This window comes from Halorubrum sp. 48-1-W (genome assembly GCF_003287355.1).
Classification (GTDB): domain Archaea; phylum Halobacteriota; class Halobacteria; order Halobacteriales; family Haloferacaceae; genus Halorubrum.
Map to the genome: position 1 here is coordinate 76,131 of NZ_QMIM01000012.1, position 20,232 is coordinate 96,362.

General features: G+C 69.4%; 23 protein-coding genes. 11 read left to right on the plus strand and 12 right to left on the minus strand.

Going from position 1 to position 20,232, the window contains the following annotated elements; translation table 11 throughout:
• The first annotated feature begins 85 nt into the window (after positions 1–85).
• Entirely contained in the window at positions 86–406 is a 321-nt protein-coding gene (locus DQW50_RS06725) for an HPr family phosphocarrier protein (protein ID WP_112078522.1), read from the plus strand.
• Entirely contained in the window at positions 403–2,157 is a 1,755-nt protein-coding gene (locus DQW50_RS06730) for a phosphoenolpyruvate--protein phosphotransferase (protein WP_112078523.1), read from the plus strand. Before DQW50_RS06725 ends, DQW50_RS06730 begins: the two co-directional genes overlap by 4 nt.
• Positions 2,158–2,230: 73 nt before the next feature.
• On the opposite strand, the gene DQW50_RS06735 is transcribed toward DQW50_RS06730, so the two are convergent.
• The 3 genes from DQW50_RS06735 to dhaK are packed head-to-tail and all read right to left on the minus strand — an operon-like array spanning position 2,231 to position 4,385.
• The gene (locus DQW50_RS06735) at positions 2,231–2,641 is read right to left on the minus strand and encodes a PTS-dependent dihydroxyacetone kinase phosphotransferase subunit DhaM (protein WP_112078524.1); all 411 of its coding nucleotides are present in this window, start codon (positions 2,639–2,641) and stop codon (positions 2,231–2,233) included.
• A complete protein-coding gene (gene dhaL / locus DQW50_RS06740) occupies positions 2,638–3,390 on the minus strand; it encodes a dihydroxyacetone kinase subunit DhaL (RefSeq protein WP_112078525.1) in 753 nt (250 codons plus the stop codon). Before dhaL ends, DQW50_RS06735 begins: the two co-directional genes overlap by 4 nt.
• Positions 3,387–4,385 (minus strand): dihydroxyacetone kinase subunit DhaK, encoded by a 999-nt coding sequence (gene dhaK, locus DQW50_RS06745; RefSeq protein ID WP_112078526.1) that lies wholly within the window; start codon positions 4,383–4,385, stop codon positions 3,387–3,389. Before dhaK ends, dhaL begins: the two co-directional genes overlap by 4 nt.
• Positions 4,386–4,561: 176 nt before the next feature.
• Between dhaK and DQW50_RS06750 the strand changes: the two genes are divergently transcribed.
• Positions 4,562–5,029 (plus strand): universal stress protein, encoded by a 468-nt coding sequence (locus tag DQW50_RS06750; protein ID WP_112078527.1) that lies wholly within the window; start codon positions 4,562–4,564, stop codon positions 5,027–5,029.
• Positions 5,030–5,053: 24 nt separating this feature from the next.
• Here DQW50_RS06750 and DQW50_RS06755 read toward each other — a convergent pair whose 3' ends face one another.
• Positions 5,054–6,052, minus strand: a complete 999-nt coding sequence (locus DQW50_RS06755) for a biotin--[acetyl-CoA-carboxylase] ligase (protein WP_112078528.1) — start codon at positions 6,050–6,052, stop codon at positions 5,054–5,056.
• Positions 6,053–6,146: 94 nt separating this feature from the next.
• On the opposite strand from DQW50_RS06755, the gene DQW50_RS06760 reads away from it, so the two are divergent.
• The 3 genes from DQW50_RS06760 to DQW50_RS06770 all read left to right on the plus strand — a co-directional run bounded on the left by DQW50_RS06760 (position 6,147) and on the right by DQW50_RS06770 (position 8,845).
• Complete coding sequence (locus tag DQW50_RS06760) at positions 6,147–7,619, plus strand: cobyrinate a,c-diamide synthase (RefSeq protein WP_112078529.1); 1,473 nt, start codon at positions 6,147–6,149, stop codon at positions 7,617–7,619.
• Positions 7,620–7,622: 3 nt separating this feature from the next.
• Complete coding sequence (locus tag DQW50_RS06765; RefSeq protein ID WP_112078530.1) at positions 7,623–8,036, plus strand: 2Fe-2S iron-sulfur cluster-binding protein; 414 nt, start codon at positions 7,623–7,625, stop codon at positions 8,034–8,036.
• A gap of 212 nt (positions 8,037–8,248) precedes the next feature.
• Positions 8,249–8,845, plus strand: coding sequence for a hypothetical protein (locus DQW50_RS06770; protein WP_112078531.1), 597 nt, complete (start codon positions 8,249–8,251; stop codon positions 8,843–8,845).
• 22 nt (positions 8,846–8,867) lie between these two features.
• On the opposite strand, the gene DQW50_RS06775 is transcribed toward DQW50_RS06770, so the two are convergent.
• The 3 genes from DQW50_RS06775 to DQW50_RS06785 form a co-directional block, all read right to left on the minus strand.
• The gene (locus DQW50_RS06775) at positions 8,868–9,050 is read right to left on the minus strand and encodes a plastocyanin/azurin family copper-binding protein (protein WP_198664627.1); all 183 of its coding nucleotides are present in this window, start codon (positions 9,048–9,050) and stop codon (positions 8,868–8,870) included.
• A gap of 187 nt (positions 9,051–9,237) precedes the next feature.
• Positions 9,238–9,681 (minus strand): peptide-methionine (R)-S-oxide reductase MsrB, encoded by a 444-nt coding sequence (msrB, locus tag DQW50_RS06780; RefSeq protein WP_112078532.1) that lies wholly within the window; start codon positions 9,679–9,681, stop codon positions 9,238–9,240.
• A gap of 78 nt (positions 9,682–9,759) precedes the next feature.
• Positions 9,760–10,659: a halocyanin domain-containing protein gene (locus tag DQW50_RS06785; RefSeq protein WP_112078533.1), complete on the minus strand. Its 900-nt coding sequence runs from the start codon at positions 10,657–10,659 to the stop codon at positions 9,760–9,762.
• 262 nt (positions 10,660–10,921) lie between these two features.
• Here DQW50_RS06785 and pyrB point away from each other — a divergent pair, with 262 nt between their 5' ends.
• The 3 genes from pyrB (at position 10,922) to DQW50_RS06800 (ending at position 13,515) form a co-directional block, all read left to right on the plus strand.
• A complete protein-coding gene (gene pyrB, locus DQW50_RS06790) occupies positions 10,922–11,863 on the plus strand; it encodes an aspartate carbamoyltransferase (protein WP_112078534.1) in 942 nt (313 codons plus the stop codon).
• Positions 11,860–12,318 carry an aspartate carbamoyltransferase regulatory subunit gene (pyrI, locus tag DQW50_RS06795; RefSeq protein WP_112078535.1) on the plus strand — a complete coding sequence of 153 codons (459 nt, stop codon included), beginning with the start codon at positions 11,860–11,862 and terminating at the stop codon, positions 12,316–12,318. The genes pyrB and pyrI overlap by 4 nt, the downstream gene beginning before the upstream one ends.
• A gap of 336 nt (positions 12,319–12,654) precedes the next feature.
• A complete protein-coding gene (locus tag DQW50_RS06800; protein WP_112078536.1) occupies positions 12,655–13,515 on the plus strand; it encodes a hypothetical protein in 861 nt (286 codons plus the stop codon).
• Positions 13,516–13,537: 22 nt separating this feature from the next.
• On the opposite strand, the gene DQW50_RS06805 is transcribed toward DQW50_RS06800, so the two are convergent.
• Both DQW50_RS06805 and DQW50_RS06810 read right to left on the minus strand, forming a co-directional pair.
• Positions 13,538–14,749 carry a threonine synthase gene (locus DQW50_RS06805; RefSeq protein WP_198664628.1) on the minus strand — a complete coding sequence of 404 codons (1,212 nt, stop codon included), beginning with the start codon at positions 14,747–14,749 and terminating at the stop codon, positions 13,538–13,540.
• A gap of 329 nt (positions 14,750–15,078) precedes the next feature.
• Positions 15,079–16,731, minus strand: a complete 1,653-nt coding sequence (locus DQW50_RS06810; protein ID WP_394338574.1) for an NADH-quinone oxidoreductase subunit C — start codon at positions 16,729–16,731, stop codon at positions 15,079–15,081.
• 83 nt (positions 16,732–16,814) lie between these two features.
• Here DQW50_RS06810 and DQW50_RS06815 point away from each other — a divergent pair, with 83 nt between their 5' ends.
• The gene (locus DQW50_RS06815; protein WP_112078538.1) at positions 16,815–17,483 is read left to right on the plus strand and encodes a helix-turn-helix domain-containing protein; all 669 of its coding nucleotides are present in this window, start codon (positions 16,815–16,817) and stop codon (positions 17,481–17,483) included.
• 58 nt (positions 17,484–17,541) lie between these two features.
• Here the strand turns inward: DQW50_RS06815 and DQW50_RS06820 are convergent, their stop codons facing one another.
• From DQW50_RS06820 to DQW50_RS06830, 3 genes are all read right to left on the minus strand, one after another.
• Positions 17,542–18,285, minus strand: a complete 744-nt coding sequence (locus DQW50_RS06820; RefSeq protein WP_112078539.1) for a ThuA domain-containing protein — start codon at positions 18,283–18,285, stop codon at positions 17,542–17,544.
• 123 nt (positions 18,286–18,408) lie between these two features.
• The gene (locus DQW50_RS06825; protein ID WP_112078540.1) at positions 18,409–18,801 is read right to left on the minus strand and encodes a truncated hemoglobin; all 393 of its coding nucleotides are present in this window, start codon (positions 18,799–18,801) and stop codon (positions 18,409–18,411) included.
• 129 nt (positions 18,802–18,930) lie between these two features.
• Positions 18,931–19,413, minus strand: coding sequence for a cupin domain-containing protein (locus DQW50_RS06830; RefSeq protein WP_112078541.1), 483 nt, complete (start codon positions 19,411–19,413; stop codon positions 18,931–18,933).
• A gap of 86 nt (positions 19,414–19,499) precedes the next feature.
• Here DQW50_RS06830 and DQW50_RS06835 point away from each other — a divergent pair, with 86 nt between their 5' ends.
• Positions 19,500–20,195, plus strand: a complete 696-nt coding sequence (locus DQW50_RS06835) for a helix-turn-helix domain-containing protein (RefSeq protein ID WP_112078542.1) — start codon at positions 19,500–19,502, stop codon at positions 20,193–20,195.
• The last annotated feature ends 37 nt before the right edge of the window (positions 20,196–20,232 follow it).

Sequence of the window (20,232 nt, forward strand, 5' to 3'; positions counted from 1 at the left end):
CGGGCGAACTCGGCGGGAACCGACGGACGACGACCCCGGACGCGCTCGGACGAGAGTATATTACCCGTCGTGCCGGAACGGGGGTATGGAACGGATCGTCGAGGTGGTGCCGGCAGCGGGGTTACACGCGAGACCGGCCTCGAAACTCGTCAAGACGGTCAACCGGTTCGACGCGGACGTCTCGGTCGGTCGCGCCGACGACGGCGAGGAGGGCGCCGTACGTGCCGACAGCATGCTCGCGGTGACCGGGCTCAACGTCCGGCACGGCGAGTCGGTCAGGGTCGTCGCCGACGGGCCGGACGCCGAGACGGCGCTCGACGCGATCGAGGACCTGCTGACGAGTCCGGTCGAGGGCGAAGGCGAGGGCGAACATATCGCGGACGACGCGGGAGACGACCCGACGTGACGGGGTCGACGACGCTGACCGGGAGCGGGAGCACCCCCCGCGCCGGGGTCGGGACCGCGCGGTGGTACCGTCCGGGGACGGACCTGACGCTGCCGGACCGGCCGGATCCCTCGACGGTCGATCCCGCGACCGAGCGCGAGCGGTTCGAGACCGCCAGAGGGGAGGCCCGCGAGGGGATCCGACGGGCACGCGAGCGGGCCGAAGCGCGCGTCGGCGATGAGGAGGCAGCCGTCTTCGACGCTCACGAAGCGTTCCTCGACGACCCGGGGATCGTCGACGACGTCGAGGCGGCCGTCGCGGACGGGGCTCCCGCCGAACACGCGGTTCACGACCGTTTCGAGTCGGCGATCGAGGGGTTCGAGGGCATGGACGGGCGGATGGCCGAGCGCGCCGACGACCTCCGAGACGTGCGCGATCGGCTGTTGCGCGCGCTGCTCGACGCCCCGGCATCCACCGACCTCTCGACGCTCCCGGCGGGCACGGTCCTGCTGGCCGAGCGGCTGACCCCCAGCGACACGGCCGAGTTGGACCCGGCGGCGGTCGCGGGGATCGCGACCGTCGCCGGCGGCCGCACCTCCCACGCCGCGATCATCGCGCGCTCGCTTTCGATCCCGGCGGTCGTCGGCGTCGGCGACGCGCTCGCGGAGGTGCCGGACGGAACCGTGGTCCTCGTCGACGGCGAGACGGGCGAGGTCGTCGTCGACCCCGACGATCGGCGACGGGCGACGGCGCTCCGTGGAGACGACGTGCCGGTGGTCCCCGAGCCGGTGTCGACCGCCGACGGCCGCGCGATCGAGGTCGCGGCGAACGTCGGGAGCGAGCCGGAGGTGTCGCCCGCGAGCGACCGCGGCGCGGACGGGATCGGGCTGTTCCGGACCGAGTTCCTCTTCCTCGACCGGGAGTCGCCGCCCGACGAGGCGGAGCAGTACGGGGCGGTCGTCGCCGCGCTCGAGGCGTTCCCCGACGCCCGCGTCGTCGTGCGAACCCTCGACGTGGGCGGGGACAAGCGGGTCCCCTACCTCGATCTGCCCGAGGAGGCCAACCCGTTCCTGGGCCGGCGGGGGATCCGGCTCTCGCTCGGGGACCACGCCGACCTCTTCGAGACCCAGCTCCGGGCGCTGTTGCGGGCGGCCGCACACGGGAGCGACGGCGACGGTGCTGGCGACGGCGACGGTGCTGGCGACGGCGACCGCGGCGACCTCGCAGTCATGTTCCCGATGGTCTCGCGAGTCGAGGAGGTCGAGGCCGCGCTCGACCGGGTCGAGTCGGTGGCCGACGACCTCACGGCCGAGGGGATACCCCACGCGGTCCCGGAGCTGGGCGCGATGGTCGAGACGCCGGCCGCGTCGTACCTCGCGGACGTGCTCGCCTCCCGGCTCGACTTCCTGAGCGTCGGGACGAACGACCTCGCCGGCTACGTGATGGCCGCCGACCGCGAGAACGACGCCGTCGCCGACTACCACGACCCGCTCCACCCGGCGGTGTTGCGGGCGATCGACCGGACGACGGCGGGCGCGGAGGGAACCGACGCCTGGGTCGGCATGTGCGGCGAGATGGCCGGCGACCCCGACCTGACCGAGCTACTGGTCGGCCTCGGGCTCGACGAACTCAGCATGAGCGCGGTGACCGTCCCGGCCGTGAAAGAGCGCGTTCGCGAGGTCGACTCGGCGGAGGCACGCGAACTGGCCGAGGCGGTACTCGCCCGCGAGACGCGCGCCAACGTCCGGGACACGCTGGGCCTCGACGGCTGACGCGTCCGGTCCGGTCACCGTCCAGCCCAACCCCCATCTGACCCGATCCCCATCCGGTCAGGTCCCGGGGATCTCAGACCTTCGATATCTCGCCCGCGGCCTCGGCCTGCTCGCGGACCGATTCGAGCGTGGCGTTCGGGTCGGTGGCGGCGACCGCGGCGTTGACTGCGCCCTCGAGCACGGGCGCGTCCGCGATGACCGCGTCGACGTCCGCGAGTTCGATGGCGACCTCGGCGTTCATCACCGCGCTCCCGAGGTCGACGAGGACGACGACACCCTCCCCGTCGTCGTCGCCCTCGTCTCCCGCGTCGCCGGCGGCGGTCACGAGGGCGTCCTCGATGTCGTCGGGGACGGTCCCGATCCCGCCTCGGCCGTCGCCGCCGACCGCCTCGATACGGGTCTCTCCCGCCATCTCCGCGGCGATCTCGACGATCCCCTCCGCAGCCCGCGCGCTGTGTGAGACCACCACGAGTCCGACGCTCACTCCGAACCCTCCGGGGCTGGACCGTCCGATCCCGCTCCGTCCGCCTCAACGTCTTCCACCTCCGCGTCGTCAGGGATCGTCGGCGAGGTCGCGTCCGTCTCGGGTACCTCGCCGTCGAGCCGGTCGGCCGCGACCTCGAGAACTTCCTCGAGGATGAACAGCGTGCTCGTCGCGCCGGGGTCCTGGTGGCCGACCGACCGCCAGCCGAGGTACGAGGCGCGGCCCTTCCGGGCCCGGATCGGGACCGTGAACGCGACGCCACGCTCGGCCGCGTCGACCGCCTTCGCGAGCGCCGAAAGCGGATCGAGGTCGTCGACCTCGATCGACTTCTTGAACGTGTGGACCGCCGGCGTCAGAGCGTCGACCATCGTCCCGTCGCCGAGTCGGGCGTCGCCACGGTCCTCGACCTTCGCGAGGTACGTCTCCGCGAACGCGACCACGGTCTCGGGGGTGACCCCGTCCGCGAGTTCCGCGCCCGCGAACACGAGCGAGCCGCCGAACAGCGGCCCTGACGCGCCGCCGACCTCGGACATGAGCGTCTTGCCGACGGTCTTCGCGACCGTCTCCGGGTCCGGGTCCTCGATGTCGCGCGCGGCGTCCACAGCCTTCGCCCACCCGCGGGCCATGTTGCCGCCGTGGTCCGCGTCGCCGATCGCCGAGTCGAGGTCGGTCAGGTGGTCGCGCTCCGACTCGATCCGCTCGGCGACGGCCTCGACGGCCGCGACGACCGCCTCGCCCTCCCCGCTCATTGGACGCCGAGCGCGGGGGTGTCGGCCGTCGCGTCGAACAGCTCCTTCAGCTCGTCGTCGACGGCGCAGACGGTGATCGAGACGCCGGCCATGTCCAGCGAGGTCATGTAGTCGCCGACCCAGGCGTCGTGGACCGCGAGTTCGTGGTCGCCGAGCAGTTCCTGGAGCTTGCGGTTGACCACGAACAGCTCCATCTGTGGCGTCCCGCCCATGCCGTTGACTATCGTGACGACCTCCTGGCCCGCGTCGATGTCGAGGTCCGCGAGGACCGACTCGGTCAGCTCCGCGGTCACGTCGTCGGCCGACATCACGTCGGTCCGCTCGGTCCCCGGCTCGCCGTGGATCCCGATCCCGAGTTCGATCTCGTCGTCGCCGAGGTCGAAGGTTGGCTCGCCCTTCTCGGGGGTGACACACGAGGTGAGCGCCATCCCCATCGTGGCGACGTTGTCGACCGTCTTCTCCGCGACCCGCTTGACCTCCGAGAGGTCGGCGCCCGTTGCCGCCTTCGCGCCGGCGGCCTTGTGGACGAGGATCGTGCCGCAGACGCCGCGGCGGCCGGAGGTGTAAAGCGAGTCCTCGACGGCCACGTCGTCGTCGACGACGACGCTCTCGACGGTCGCGCCCTCCATCTCGGCGAGTTCGATCGCCGTCTCGAAGTTCATCACGTCGCCCTCGTAGTTCTTGATGACACAGAGGACGCCCTCGCCCCCGTCACAGGCGGCGATCAGTTCCTCGAACTCGTCGGCGGTCGGCGAGGAGAAGACGCCGCCCGCGGCGGCCCCGTCGAGCATGCCGTCGCCGATGTAGCCCGCGTGGGTGGGCTCGTGTCCGCTCCCGCCGCCGGTGACGATCGCGACCTTCCCGTCGACCGGCGCGTCCTCGCGGACGAGCACCTGCGTGTCCGGGAGCCGGCGGAGCCTGTCGGGGTGTGCTGTGGTCATTCCGTCGAGCATCTCGTCGACCACGTCGTCGGGATCGTTGATGAGCTTCTTCATGATCGAATAGTACCTTACTCCGTGTTCAATTAAAGATAGTGGCGAGAACGCGGTTCACCGGCGTATGCGGGCGGTTTCTCCTGGGATGCGCCGACCCCTCGACCGAGTCCGTGTCCCTCCCCGGGATCACGGGGAGATATATATCCCCCGGACGCGTGGGTCATGATAACATTACTATGTACGACCGGATCCTGGTTCCGACCGACGGCTCCCCGAAGGGAAAACGCGCCGTCGAACACGCGCTCGCGCTCGCGGCGATCCACGACGCGGAGGTCCACGCGCTGTACGTGATCGACACGGCGAGTTACGCCGGGACCGGCATGGAGGCCACCTGGGCGGGGATCGACGACCTGCTTCGGGAGGAGGCCGAGGAGGCGGTCGACCAGGTCGCGGCGTTGGCCGAGGGGACCGACGTCGTCATCGAGACGAGCGTCGTCGAGGGGGCGCCGGGCCGGGAGATCGTCCGACACGCGACCGACCTCGGCTGTGACCTGATCGTCATGGGGACCCACGGCCGCGGCGGGATCGACCGGCTGTTGCTCGGGAGCGTCGCCGAGCGCGTCGTGCGCCGCTCGCCGGTCCCGGTGTTGACGGTCCGGCTGGCCGAGGGGGCGGAAGCGTCGGGGACGGTCGAGGACGGCTGAGCGAGTCGACGAAAGGCGATCCGTCTACCGAACGTCCGCGTCCCGCAGGTGCTCGCAGTCACCGGCGTGGACCCGCGTTCGTCCCTCGCCGGTGTCGACGACGAGCGTGCCGGGCTGTTCGACGTCGACCGCAGTCCCGACGACCGTTCCGCCCGGCGTCTCGACGCGCACCCGCCGTCCGAGCGTGCTCGTCCGCTCCCGCCATGCGGGGAGGACCGCATCGGGGTCGGCGGCCAGTTCGGCGTACGCTTCGAGGAGTCGAGCGAGGAACCGACGGCGGTCGACGTCCTCGCCGCGTTCGGCCCGTAGCGAGGTCGCGCCGGCCGGGAGCGTCTCCGGGTCGAGGTTCGCGTTGACCCCGATCCCGACGACGAGCCAGGAGACGCGGTCCGCCTCCCCCTCCATCTCGGTGAGGATCCCGGCGAGCTTGCGTCCGCCCCGGGCGGGACGGTCCACGAAACCGGGACGATCGCCGCTTTCGTCGCCGTCTCCCCCGTCGGATCGCTCCACGAGCACGTCGTTCGGCCACTTGATCGTCGCGTCGACACCGACCTCCCGGCAAGCGTCGGCGACGGCGACCGCGGCCGTGAGGGTGAAAAGCGGCGCGCGGGCCGGGGCCACGGAGGGTCTGGTCAGGACCGAGACCCAGACGCCGCCGCTCGGCGCGACCCACTCGCGATCCGACCGCCCGCGCCCGCCGGTCTGTGCGTCCGCCACGACGGCGACGTCGGCGTCGTCGTCCGCCGCCAGCGCCCGCGCCCGGTCGTTCGTCGAGGGGAGGCTCCCGTGGTACTCGACGGTGTACGGCGCGTCAAGTCCGAACTCGATGCCGGCCGCACGGTACGCGGGGTCGCCCGGCGCGACGTACCCGTCGTCCGTGGCCCTGATCGCGAACCCCTCGTCGCGGAGCCCCTCGACCGCCCTCCGGACGGCTGTGCGGGACACCCCGATCTCGTCCGCGAGTGCCGGCCCCGACACCGGTCCCGACTCGAGGGCAGTGAGAAGCGCGCGACGCGTGTCCATACCCGCCGAGTGCTGCCGACCCGGCAAAGCCGTTTCGGGTGGACCGCGTCGGCCGGACGGATCGCTTTTCTCCGGTGGGTCGCTACCTGCTCACATGCACGGACTCGTCCTCGGCGGGACCGCCTCGGGCGTCGGGAAGACCGTCGCGGCGCTCGCCGTCTCTCATGCGCTCTCGGACGCCGGCTACGACCCGGTTCCGGCGAAGGCGGGCCCCGACTACATCGACCCGAGCCACCACGCCGCCGCGCTCGGCCGTCCCTCCCGAACGCTCGACACCTGGATGCAGGGCGTCGAGGGCGTCCGGCGGAACCTCCACCGAGCAGTCGAGGACGGGAACGGTGGGTCGCCCGGACCCGTCTCCGCTCCCGACGACGATCCCGATCACGTCGCAGTCGTCGAGGGGATGATGGGGCTGTACGACGGCTCGGCCACGTCGACGGCGGCGACCGCGGCGGCGCTCGACGTCCCGGTCGTCCTCGTCGTCGACGCGGGCGCGGGGATGCAGAGCGTCGGCGCGACCGCCCTCGGGTTCCGGGAGTACGCGGCCCACGCGGATCTCCCGACACACGTACGGGAGGATGTCGACGATCCCCGTATCGACGTGGTCGGCGTGATCGCCCAGAAGGCACACAAGGGCCGCCACGCCGACGGGATCCGCGAAGCGCTCCCCGACGGGATCGCCTGGCTGGGCCACGTCCCGCCAGCCGAGGGGTTGACCGTCCCCGACCGGCACCTCGGGCTCCACATGGGCGACGAGACGCCGCTCCCCGAGCCCGCGATCGCGGAGGCCGCGGAGACGATCGACGGCGATGCGGTCGCGCGGGTCGCCGAGGCGGTCGCACGCCCGGAGCGTCCGGGCGGACCCGACCGGTCGATCCCCGGAACCGGCGGGATCGTCAGCGACGACCGACCGACCGTCGCGGTCGCCGTCGACGACGCGTTCCGGTTCGTCTACCCCGCGACGTGGGATCTGCTCCGCGAGCTGGCGACCGTCGAGCCGTTCGCCCCGGTCGCCGGCGACGATCTCCCCGACTGTGACGCCGTCTACCTCCCCGGGGGGTATCCGGAGAACCACGCCGCTGTGCTCTCGTCGTCGCCGGCGCTGTCGACGCTCGCCGACCGGGCTGTGGACGGGCTCCCGGTGCTCGGCGAGTGCGGCGGGTTGATGGCGCTGTCGGCGTCGTTGACCACCGTCGACGGCGAGACACACCGGATGGCAGGGGTCCTTCCCGGCAGCGTCCGGATGCACGACCGGTACCGCGCGCTCGACCACGTCGAGTTGCGCGCGACCGCCGACGGCGTCACCGCCGCGGCCGGCGAGCGCCACCGCGGCCACGAGTTCCACTACTCGAGTCACGCGCTCGGGGAGGACGGACGCGACCCCGAGACGACGCCCGACGCCGACGCCCGGTTCGCCTTCGAGGTCGCCCGAGGCGAGGGGATCGACGGCGACCACGACGGGCTCATCGCCCACCGAACCGTCGGGACCTACGCCCATCGTCACCCGGCGAGCAGTGCGTTCGACCGACTCGTGGCGGCGGCGGCGGCGTACGCCAGGGGACCATAGGGCATGACGGGTGGCGACGGCCCGAACGGTGGCAACGCGGTCGATCCCACCGGCGACGACGCCGACCCCACCGGCGACACCGACGGTGTCGGGAGCGTTCCTGTCGTCGTGATCGACGACGACGGCAAGCGCCACGAGCTTCCTGTCGAGCAGGGTCGAACCCTCAGGAACGTCCTCCTCGAGGCGCATCACTCGCCGTACACGGCGGCGACAGAGCGTCTCAACTGCGGCGGCCGCGGGCTCTGTGCGACCTGCGGCGTTCGGGTACGGGAGGGCCCCGCGCCGGACCACTGGCACGACCGACTCGCCGAGCGGTTCGGCTATCCCCGACTCTCCTGTCAGGTGGTCGTCGACCGACCGATGACCGTCGAACTCCTCGACAAGCGGGTCTGGGGTGGTCGCGAACGCGAGCGATAACTGTCGGGTGACCCTCCTGCCTCGATCCGGCACCCTCCCGATCGACACCGGGTTTCCGGTGAACCCACGGACGCCGAAGGCCCCAACACCGCTCGTCGTCCGGTGACTGAATCCGCCATGAGGCGACCGATTTCGGGCGACCCACATGCCGTTAGGCCATCCAACGCGCCGGTCGGCACAAGACACAAGTCCTCACGGCCGGGATCTGGAGTATGCAACCCTCCAAGGAGCGAGAGGCCGGGGAGACCGGAGATACCGGGGACGGCGACCCGCTCGACGACCTCGACGACCTCCTCGACGACGATCTGGCGGGCAGCGGGGAGTCCGACGTCGGCGCCGACGCCAACCCGGAGGCGTCCGCCGGCCCGACGGCGACACCCCGATCCTCGGCCGGTTCGGGAGGGAGTACCGGCCGGATCGGCGTCGACGGTCGCTGGTTCTCGCTCAAGAGCTTCGCGGTCACCGTACTCGCCGTCGCCGTCTCGAGCGTCCTCGTCGGATTGGTCCCGCTCGTCGGCGGGACGGTCGGTGCCGTGGCCGGCGTGCTGCTCGGGGCGTTCCTCGTCGGGCTGGTCTTCGCGTCGCCGAACTACGCCGAGGCGGGGCTCGCCGGGACGCTCGCGGGCGCCGGCACCGCCGTCTCGAGCGTGCTCGGCGTCGGGTTCCTCCCGATCGGGATCGACTACCTCGGCCAGTGGGGACTCCCGCTCCTCGCGGTCGGCGGCGGGGTGGGGCTCCTCTGCGGGCTCGTCGGCCACTACTTCGGTCGCGACCTGCGTGCGGGCGTCACCGGTGACCTCCCCGAGTGATCGGGCAACTCGGGGGAGGACGTCAGCCCTGAACGGAGACGGCACCTTTCGTTCCGACCGCCTCGTGGGACGTACAGACGTAGGGGTGGACGCCCGACGCCTCGAAGGTGTACTCGAACGTGCGTCCGGATTCGCCGACGGCCCCGACCTCGACGGCCACCTCGTCGACGTCGGTCCGGTCCAGGGTTCCCTCGTAGTCGCTCACGTCGTCGAACCAACCGTCGTAGTCCGGCTCCTCGGAGAGGTACTCGGCGTCGTCCTTCGTACGACGTCGCGTAGGTGTCGGGGGATGATACCCGTGAGGATTCCCGGAGGACGAGGTGGTCGATCGACCTGTTCGGGTCGGGATACGAAAGGGCGTTTCCGGTCGGCCGGGCCCGCCGGCCGGCCGATCACTCCCCGTCGAACTCCATCGCGACGGAGTTGATACAGAAGCGCTTGCCTGTGGGCTCCGGCCCGTCGTCGAAGACGTGCCCGAGGTGTGAGTCACAGGACGCACACCGGACCTCGGTGCGGCGCATGCCGTGGCTGGTGTCGAGCGTCGTCGTCACCGCGTCCTCCTCGGCAGCGTAGAAGGCCGGCCAGCCGCAGCCGGACTCGTACTTCGTCTCAGCGTCGAACAGGAGTTCCCCGCAGGCCCTACAGCGGTACTCGCCGTCCTCGGGCAGGTGGTCGACGTACTCCCCCGAGAACCGCGCTTCGGTGCCGCTCTCCCGGAGCACGCGATACTCCTCCGCGGAGAGTCGCTCGCGCCACTCCGCGTCGGTCAGCTCGGCGGGGTCGTCCGCGTCGGGCGAGGTCGGGTCGGTGTCGCTCGTGGAGTCGGTGTCGCTCATGGACCGCCCTACGGGCCGAGTCGGTAAGGCGGTTGTGGCGGCGTCCACGGCGAGCGAGGGGAGGGGACGGACCGCTCGCTACTCGACGATGACCGCACCCCGCATTCCGATCGCCTCGTGCGGCAGGCTGGAGTAGCGGTACGTCCCTGGCTCCTCGAAGGCGTGTTCGAACGTCGTCTCCGGGTCGGCGGTTGGATCGCCGGACCGGACGTCGAGGTCCTCGAACGCCACGTTCGTCGATCCGCCCTCACCGGTCCACTCCCAGACGACCGTCGTCCCGGGCGACACCTTGAGAACCGGCGGGTCGAACGCGAGGTGACCGCCGTTCCCCTCGGCACCGACGGCCACCGACGCGGCGTCGTCGTCGGTTTCGTCCGCGATGCTCCCGTCGAAGTTGTCGCTGTGGACGACCCACTCGTCGACGGCCTCGTACCCGGTTGAAGGGGGCTCTTTCACGACGACCGCGCCCTTCATGCCGTCTTCGCGGTCGGGCTCGGAGACGAACGGATACGTTCCGGGCTCCTCGAACACGTAGTGGTAGCTCGTCCCCGACTGCGCGTTCGGGCGACCGCTGTCGAACGTTCCGTCGAGCGCGGCGACGTTGTGTGCGCCACCGTGGCCGGTCCAGTTCCATCGAACGTTCGTCATCGGCGGTACCTCGATGACGACCGGACTGAACCCGAGGCCGTCGTCGTACTCGCGACCGAGTCGGAGTTCCGCACGCCCGTTCGTCCCGGTCCGTTTTCGTTCGCCCTCGTATCCGTTCGCGTCCGAAAGCCAGTCCTCGAGCGAGTCCGGGGGTGAGAGTTCACTCACCGGCGTGTACGTCGGCTCGCCGTCAGCAGTGGATTCGCCACTGCCGGATCCGTCGTCCGCCGTCGAGTCGACGCCGGTGACGGAGCTACAGCCGGCGAGCGTGGCGACTCCGGTGACGCTCATCGCGTGGAGGACGTCGCGTCGCGCGGGGGTGTGTCCCATACGCCCGCTTCCGTCGAGACGGAAATAACGGTGGTGTCGATGCCGACCTGGCAAAAAATGCCAGTAAATATAAGTATATTCCTCAGAAACGATTCGGATTCGGGTTCGAGATCGGTTCTGTCGCTACCCTCGCGCGTGAAGCCACTACCGGCGCCGTTTCGGATCTCGAAAGGCCCTCCATCCCCTCGATCCACGGCCGTGGATATCGTCTCTCCTCCGCGACCCGAGGGATTCAAGAGACTGCCGGACGCCTACTCCGACGATGCGTCAGGACCACCTCATCACCGCGACCCAGCTCTCGCGGGATGACATCGAGGCGGTGCTCGACCGGGCCCGCGAGGTCGCCGCCGACCCCGGAGCGTACGCGGGCCGACACGCGGGGACGATGCTCGCCCTCTGTTTCTTCGAACCGAGCACACGCACGCGGATGAGCTTCGACGCCGCCGCACAACGGCTCGGGATCGACACGATCGACATGGGCGACGTCGACTCCTCGTCGGTCTCGAAGGGCGAATCGCTCGCGGACACCGTCCGCGTCATCGAGGGATACGCCGACTCGATCGTTCTGCGACACCCCAGCGAGGGCGCGGCGACGCTGGCTGCGGAGTTCGTCGACGTCCCCGTGATAAACGCCGGCGACGGGGCGGGTCAACACCCTTCCCAGACCCTCCTCGACCTCCACACGATCCGGGAGAACCACGGCCTCGACGACCTCACCGTCGGGATCATGGGTGACCTGAAGTACGGCCGGACGGTCCACTCGCTCGCGACCGCGCTGACCAACTTCGACGCCCGCCAGCACTTCATCAGCCCCGAGTCGCTTCGGCTCCCGCGGTCGGTCCGGTTCGATCTCCACGAGACGGGCGCCCAGGTTCGCGAACACGACGACCTGGAGGCGGTCCTCCCCGAACTGGACGTCCTCTACGTCACCCGGATCCAGAAGGAGCGGTTCCCCGACGAGAACGAGTACCACCGCGTCGCGGGCCAGTACCGTATCGACGCCGACACGCTCGAGGCCGCCCCCGACGACCTCACCGTGATGCACCCGCTTCCCCGCGTCGACGAGATCGCCCCCGACGTCGACGACACCGACCACGCCCGCTACTTCGAACAGGCACACAACGGGATCCCCGTCCGGATGGCGCTCCTCGACACGCTCCTCGAGAACGCTGAGGCGGCCGAGGGGTTGGAGGTGGACCGATGAGCGAGCACGAACTCCGCGTCTCGAAGATCCGCGACGGGACCGTGATCGACCACGTCGAGGGTGGACAGGCGCTCAACGTGCTCGCGATCCTCGGGATCGACGGCTCGGAGGGACTCGGCGTCTCCGTCGGAATGAACGTCCCGTCCGACCGGCTCGGCCGGAAGGACCTCGTGAAGGTGGAAGGCCGGGAGCTCTCACAGTCGGAGGTGGACGTCCTCTCGCTTATCGCGCCGGAGGCGACTATCAACATCGTCCGGGAGTTCGAGGTGGTCGAGAAGAACCGCGTGACGCGACCCGACAGCGTCGTCGGGGTGCTCTCGTGTCCGAACCGGAACTGTATCACCAACGCCGAGGAACCGGTCGAGACGCGGTTCGAGGTGATCGCCGACGGCGTCCGCTGTGACTACTGCTCGACGGTCCTCCGGTCGGACATCGCCGAACACATCGACGTGTGACACATCGACGTGTGGCACATCGACGTGTGACACATCGACGTGTGGCACATCGGCGTGTGACACATCAACGTGTGATCGACCGTCCACGTGCGGGCGAACGTCGGTAGTTTTTAGCGGTCGCCGGTCGACAGTACGTCCATGGGAACGAAAGCGAAACTCGTCGTCGTACTGTCGCTCGTGGTCCTCGCGTACTTCCTCCTCGCCGGCGACAAACAGCCGGTCGAAGTGGAGTGACGCACGTCGGGGAACCGACCGCCGAGGGAGCGTAGCCGTTCGACCGGGGCTGCCCGGGCACCAAGCCCGCGGTTTTTATCCGTCACCCGCGTAGCGGTTCGCATGTACGGGGTCGTCACGCGGAACGCCGACGAGGTCGACATGGAGCCGTTCGACCTGGGCTGTTACGAGGTCAAGGACGTCACCGGACGGGCAGCCGCGCCCCTCCCGAACGCCGTGAACATGGTGTCGTGTTTCGGCGACAACGCGGCCGCGAGCGAGAACCCGGAGCTCGTTCCGGTCGACGATCGCGGGGAGCCGGCGACCCGCGACCGCGAGTACTTCGACTGGGCGTACGTCTGTCCGACCCACCCGGACTACCGCGAGGGACTCCTCGAGATCATCGAAGACTGCGCCGTCGAGAACGACGACGTTCGCCTCGACGACGTGGGGTTCCCGCGTGAGGGGTTCTGTCGGTGTGACCGCTGTGAGCGGCTGTTCGCCGGGAGCGACCACGACGAGTGGGCCGACTGGCGCGCCGACGTGATCACGGGGTTCGTCGCCGAGGCGGCCGAACGCGTCCCCGGCCGGACCCTCCTCACCCTCTACCCCGACCCGTATCCGGGGCATCTCCACGCGCGCTCCGGGCTCGACCTCGACCGGCTCACGGACCACGTCGACGAGTTCGTCGTCCCGCTGTACGACACCGAGTACGCGACCACCTACTGGCTGGAGGCGATCCTCCGCGGTTTCCGCTCGCGACTCGGCGGCGACTACGACGTTCACGGCGCGCCGCCGGAGACGCCCTTCTCGGCCGAACTCTACGCCGTCGACGTCGACGTCGACGACCTGATCCACGCCACGGAGGTCGCGGAGGCGTACGCCAAGGACGTGTTTTTCGGGTACGACGCCAACAACGCGGCGGCGGCGCTCCGTCGAAAGGACGCCGACGCACGGGAGGGAAAGGTCCACCGACCGGAGTGAGCCGCCGTGCGGCGGCTACCGGTCACCCGCCCCGTGGAGGAAGCAACGACTCGAGCCGGTCCGATAGCTCCGCCCTGTGGACCGTTTCGGTCGTGACGTCCGTCCCGCCGGTCCCCAACTCCTTGAAGCCTGTCCCGGTCGGAACGAGAACGACCGACTCCTCGGGGGAGACGTCACCCTGCTCCGCGAGCCGTGAGACACCCGCCAGCGGCGTCGCGGACGCCGGCTCGACACAGAAACCGCCCTCGACGGCGAACTGACGCTGTGCGGCGCGTATCTCGTCGTCGGTGACCGAGACGACGGCGCCGTCGGTGTCGCGAACCGCGGCGAGCGCACGGCCGCCGCTCGGGGGGTCCGGGTTCCCGATCGAGTGGGCGATCGTCTCGCCAGCCTCCTCGGGTGGGACGGGCGTCGGGTCAGTCGACCCGTCCTCGAACGCCCGCGTTATCGGGTCGGCGGCGGCGGTCTGGACGAGACACAGGCGCGGCGGTTCGTCGATCACCCCCGCACGCTCGAGCTCCCGAACGCCGAGCCAGACGCCCGATGCGAAGCCGCCGGAGCTCGCCGGGAGCGCGATCACGTCGGGCGTATCGGGGGCGAACGACTCGTAGATCTCGAACAGCGCCGTCTTGTACCCGCTGATACGGGTCGGCGCGTCGCTCACGAGGACGCTGATCGGCAGTCGCTCGGACAGCTCGAGCGCGTCCTCGTACAGCGCACCGTACTCGCCGCGGACCTGGACGATGGTCGGCTCGTACTGTGCGATGAGTTCCAGCCGGACCGACGAGATCTCTTCCGGGACGAACACGATACACTCCCGGTCGAGACTCGCCGCGTGGGCGGCGGTGCTGATCGCCATGTTCCCGTACGAGACCGTGCCGACGACGTCGTCGCCGGCCGCGACCGCGTGGGGAACCGCCACGGCACTCCCGCGGTCCTTGTAGGAACCGGTGGGGTTCTCGCCCTCGTCCTTGACGAACACCCGGCCGCCGGCGGCGTCGTCGAGGCCGGGGCTTCTGACGAGCGGCGTGCCCCCCGCCGCCCGCGCGACTCCGTCCGGTCGGTCGGTCGGTAACAGCGTCTCGTACCGCCACATCCCGGACGCGTCTCGACGCTCGTCCCACGCGAACGTCGTCGGGTCCGCGTCGATCCAGAGCGGTTCCCCACAGTCACACCGGACACGGATATCGTCGTATCGTCTTTCACAACGGTGACAGCTCAAGGCGACGGCCATGGCGGCTCTGTGACTGCGAGGTAGGTATTCGTTTTCGTTTCGACACCGAAGCCTTCCCGCCCCGAAGCGTTTCGACACCGAAGCCTTCCCACCTCGAAGCGTTTCGACAGCCAGCGACGGGTCTCCGCCGGCGTGAACGAGGGTTTATCCGTGAGGGCGGACGAGTCTCACGTGACCGGCCGCCGGTGTGTGACGTCGCTGGTCGTCCTGCGTTCGCGTGGGGCGGTCACCTTTCACGGTCCGCACCGTAGCGGCGGTCGCCCTACAGCCGCCAGCCGACGGCTCGTTCGGGATCGGGGGCGTTCGACGACCTCCCCGAGGAGGGCGGCTCAGCGGTCCACTTCCCCCATGATCGTGTCCAGGCTTCCGAGCGAGGCGACGAGGTCCGGGATCGACTCCCCGTTGGCCATCTCGGGTAGCGTCTGGAGGTTCGAGAACGACGGACCACGGATCTTGAAGCGGGCGGGTTTGTCGGTGCCGTCCGCGCGGATGTAGATGCCGAGTTCGCCCTTGGCCGCCTCGACGGCGCGGTAGATCTCGGTGTCGTCGTCCGGCCGCAGCGTCCGCGGGACGTTCGCCTGGATGGTTCGCTCGTCTTCGGGCCAATCTTCGAGCAGGTCGACGCACTGCTCGATGATCTTCGCGGACTCCTCGACCTCGCGCATCCGGACCAGCAACCGCGAGTAGTTGTCACAGCCGCCCTCGGTGACGACGTCCCAGTCCAGCTCGTCGTAGTAGCCGTACGGGTCATCGCGACGCAGGTCGTAGTCGACCCCCGACCCCCGGAGCACCGGTCCGGTCGCGCCGTACTCCTTCGCCACCTCCGGCGGCAGGGTCCCCGTGTCGATCGTCCGCATCTGGAGGATCTCGTTTCGAGTCAGGAGGTCGTGGTACTCCTCGAGACGACGCGGGAGGCCGTCGAGGTACGCACGGACCGCCGAGAAGAACTCCTCGCGGGGCTCGGGGAGGTCCCAGACGACGCCGCCGAGTCGGAAGTAGTTGAACATCAGCCGCTGGCCCGTCAGGTCCTCGAGGAGCTCTTGAACGCGCTCCCGCTCCTGGATGGCGTACATGAACGTCGCGGTGAAGTCGCCGATCACGTCGAGGGCGTACGCCCCCATCGCCAGCATGTGCGAGAGGATCCGGCACATCTCCGCGCCCATCGTCCGGATGGCCTGCGCGTACTCGGGGACCTCGATGTCGGCGAGGTCCTCGGCTGCCCGCGCGTACGCCCACTCGTTGAGCAGGCCCCCACCGCCCCAGTCCCAGCGGTCGGGGTACGGCATGATCTGGTGGCGGTAGGTGCCCGACTGGGCCATCTGCTCCTCACAACGGTGGATGTAGCCGATGTCCGGCTCCACGTCGATCACGTCCTCGCCGTCGAGGGTGACTTGCAGGTGGAGGACGCCGTGGGTCGCCGGATGGTGCGGCCCGATGTTGAGCAACATCGTGTCGCTGCCGGTCGCCGTCGACGAGCCCGGTTCGACGGGCTCGTTTTCCGAGAGCGCGACGATCTGCGGGCGGTCCTCGTCGTAGTCCATCGACAGTGGGTGACCCTGCCAGGTCTCGGGGAGGAGGATCCGCCGGAGGTCGGGGTGGTCGTCGTACTCGATCCCGATCAGGTCGTACGCCTCCCGCTCGTGCCAGTCGGCCGTGCGGAACACCGCCTCGCCCGACTCCGAAACTGGGTCGTCCTTGTCCGCGGGGACGACGACGCTGACCTCCCGGGTCGGGTCGTCGAACTTCTTCAGGTGGTAGATCGACTCGTAGCGGTTCTCGTACTCCTGGGCGGTCACGCAGGCCAAGTGGTCGTATCCCGCCTCCGATTTCAGCGTCGAGAGTGCTTCTTGTACCGTATCCGGGCGGATCCGAGCTGCGGGGGCGTTCAGGTGCGTCTCCCGTGCCGTGACCAACTCCCGGATCGACGAGAACGGGTCCTCCGCGTCGGCTCGTTCCCGTTCGATCGGTGCGTCCATCGACATACTCGGACGAACGTGACCGGACGACCCGACGCTTCTGCCGTATGGGGACGGGTTTTTATAAAGTACCCGCAGAACTGACCGACGTGAAATACCTCCGGATAGAGCTTCGGTACCCGCCGGACCTCAGGCATCCGATCCATCGGCTCGTCGACGGGTCGGACGCGGTGGATCGGGACGTGCTCCTCCACGGAACGGTCCTCGGCGAACCGGACGACACGTTCCTGTTCTACGTCGAAGGCGACATCGACGTGTACACCGAGGCGCTCCGATCGGTCGACCGGATCCGGGAGTTCGAGGTCACCCGGATCGACGAGACGGGACACTACGTCCTTCTCACACAGCGGCGGAACACGGTCGACGACGCGATGTTCGCTCCCCTCCAGCGAACCGGGGTCGTCGTCGTCCCGCCGATCGACTTCCGTCCGAACGGGATCGCCCGCCTGACGGTCATCGGAACCGTCGAGCCGCTACGTGACGCGCTCGCGGGATTTCCGGAGCGGATCGAGACCACGGTCCTCCGGATCGGCGAGTACGACTGGCGACAGGACCTCTTCGACCCGGGACTGACCGATCGACAGTTCGACGCGCTCGCGGCCGCCGTCGAGGAGGGATACTACGAATCCCCCCGGGAGACCACCGTCGAGGCGGTCGCCGAACGGATCGACGCCGCACCGAGCACCGCCTCGGAACACCTCCGGAAGGCCGAGTCGGCCGTGATGGCCGCGTTCATCGGGTTGCGCGAGGTGTCGTGAGCGACCCCGGGACGTCGTACGGACCCGGATCGGCGGCGGGCCCTCGAGTACGCCGTCGTTAGTGGACCGTTCGATCGTCGCTCGTGTCGATGTCCTCGATGGGGTCGGCGTTGCCGAACTCGGGCGTCGGTCCGTCGCCCGGCGTTGCCCACTCGACAGCGTTCCGGAGCACCTGCCGGACGTCGTCGTCGTAGTAGATCGGATAGGTCTCGTGACCCGGCCGGAAGTAGAACACCCGGCCGTTCCCCCGCCGGTAACAGCATCCGGAGCGGAAGACCTCGCCGCCCGCGAACCAGGAGGTGAACACGAGCGAGTCCGGCCGGGGGACGTCGAACCGCTCGCCGTACATCTCCGTCTCCTCGAGTTCGATATACTCGCCGACCCCGTCCGCGATCGGGTGGCCGGGCTCGACCGTCCACAGGCGCTCGGTCTCGGCGGCCTCGCGCCACTTGAGCGAGCAACTGGTGCCCATGAGCCGTTTGAACACCTTCGAGTAGTGCGCCGAGTGGAGAACGAGGAGCCCCATCCCGTCGAGAACACGCTCGCAAACGCGCGCTACGACCTCGTCTCCGACCTCGTCGTGGGCGGCGTGACCCCACCACGTGAGCACGTCGGTGTCCTCGAGGACCGCCGCCGAGAGGCCGTGCTCCGGACCCTCGTCGAGGGTGGCGGTTCGTACCTCGTGACCGGCAGCCTCGAACACGTCGGCGAGGACCGCGTGGATCCCGTCGGGGTAGACCTCCGCGACGTCGTCGCTCTCGCGTTCGTGCCGGTACTCGTTCCAGACCGTGACGTGTGCCATGCGGACCCTCCCGTCCGGACGGCCTTGTAGGCTCGTGTCCCGAGACGGCGCTCTCGCCGTGTCGCCGGGTCCGAACCCTCGTTCTCTCCGTCACCTAGTCCGAACCCTCGTTCTCTCCGTCACCTAGTCCGAACCCTCGTTCTCTCCGTCGCCCGGTCCCGCCAAGAGGTCGTCTTCGTACGCGGCGATCGCCCGAACGACGGCGTCCGCGTCCTCCTCGGGCACGTCGAAGGCATCCAAACTCTCGTACAGCAGTTCGACGGCTCGCTCGATGCGGTCGGGGGTGAACGGGACGTGGAGGTGGGCTTCCCGGACCGGTGCCGCGTCGTAGGTTTCCGGACCACCTGCCGCTTCGCACAGGAAATCAGTCTGTGTTCGTCGGAGTTTCTCCATGTCTGCTCCCTCGAAAAAGGGGCCCAATTCGTCGTCCGCGAGCAACCTATCGTAGAAGTCGTCGACGACCGCTCGAATCCCCTCGTTCCCGCCGAGACGATCGTACAGCGTCTCCTCAGTCATCGTTCGAATATCTACTGTCCCGGAGAAATGCGTTCCGCATCGACACAGCTCCCGGTCCGTTCCACACGACTACTCACGACTTCACACGACTTCCCGATCCCACCGCTCCCGAGGTTTCGACGGACTCGGCTACGACGGTCCGGGCGTGAGCCGATCGACGGCCGTCCCACAGGCTGAACACGAGAGGACGTAGTCGTCGCCGTCGACCGCGTACGTCCGATCGCTCTCCGCGCCGCAGGCCGGGCACGGCTCCTCGATTATCGCGCCGTCGCTGTCCTTGGGAGCGCCCACGGCGATGACGCGGGCGGGCCCCTCGCCGGTCGCCCGCGCCAAGTTCGTCGTGTCGGGCGGGACGAAGGCCGCCTCGCCGGCCGACACGGGGAGCACCCCGGCGGACGTCTCGACCTCGATCGTCCCGTCGAGGACGTAGAACAACTCCTCGTGGTCCGGGTGACGGTGGCCCCCCCACGGGAGCCGTTCGCCGGGGTCGGCGACGTAGTAGTTGAATCCGAACTCGGTCGCCCCGACCGCCTCGTCGACCTCCTTCTTGTGACGCGTCGGGTTCGGGGCGTCCGGCAGGTCCTCGACGGCGACCTTGGTGATGTCGGTCATGGTAGTCGGGTCGGCGTCCGACCGGTTAATCGGGTCGATCGGTCGGGGTGACAAGAATGAAGTAGGTCCTCGACCAGCGATCGGCAATGTATCGGGCGAAGATCCACCTCCGTCTCGACGCCGACTGCGTGTTGAGCCGAGTGACCGACGAGTGGAGCGTCTCCTTCCCGGTTAGCACCGAGGAAGTCATCGGCGACGACAGGGTACGGTTCGTGCTCGATGCGGGCGACCGCCTCGAGGAGATCTCGACCGCTTTCGAGGCGTCCGACGAGGTGACCGACCTAGACCGTGTCGAGGCGAACCGGCTGGTCGTCACCAAACACGCCTGTGGCGCGCTCCCGATCATCCGCGAGAACCACGGCATGTTACAGGGTCGCGACCGCGTCAGCGGCGACCAACGGGTGTTCGACGTGGTGGTGTTCCGGCGTGCGGACCTCCGGAACATGATCGAGGAACTCGCGGCGATCAGCACGGTACGACTGGACCGACTCACGCCGTACCTGGAGCCCGAGAGCATGCTCTCCGAACGCCAATCGGAGGTGATCACGGCGGCCCTGCGAGGTGGCTACTACGAGTGGCCGCGCGACGTCGACGCGGAGACGCTGGCCGCCGACCTCGGTATCGCCCACTCGACGTTCCTCGAACACCTTCGAAAGGCCGAACGGGCGTTACTCGAGGACGCGCTCAGTCGCGGGGACCGGAGCGCGAACCCCAGTCCGGACGAGGCCGCGTTCATGGACGACGCCGGTCCCGAACGACAGCCGAGGGAAGAGAGTATATAAAAAGCCTACAAGTGTGGGCGAGAGAACGAACCACCGG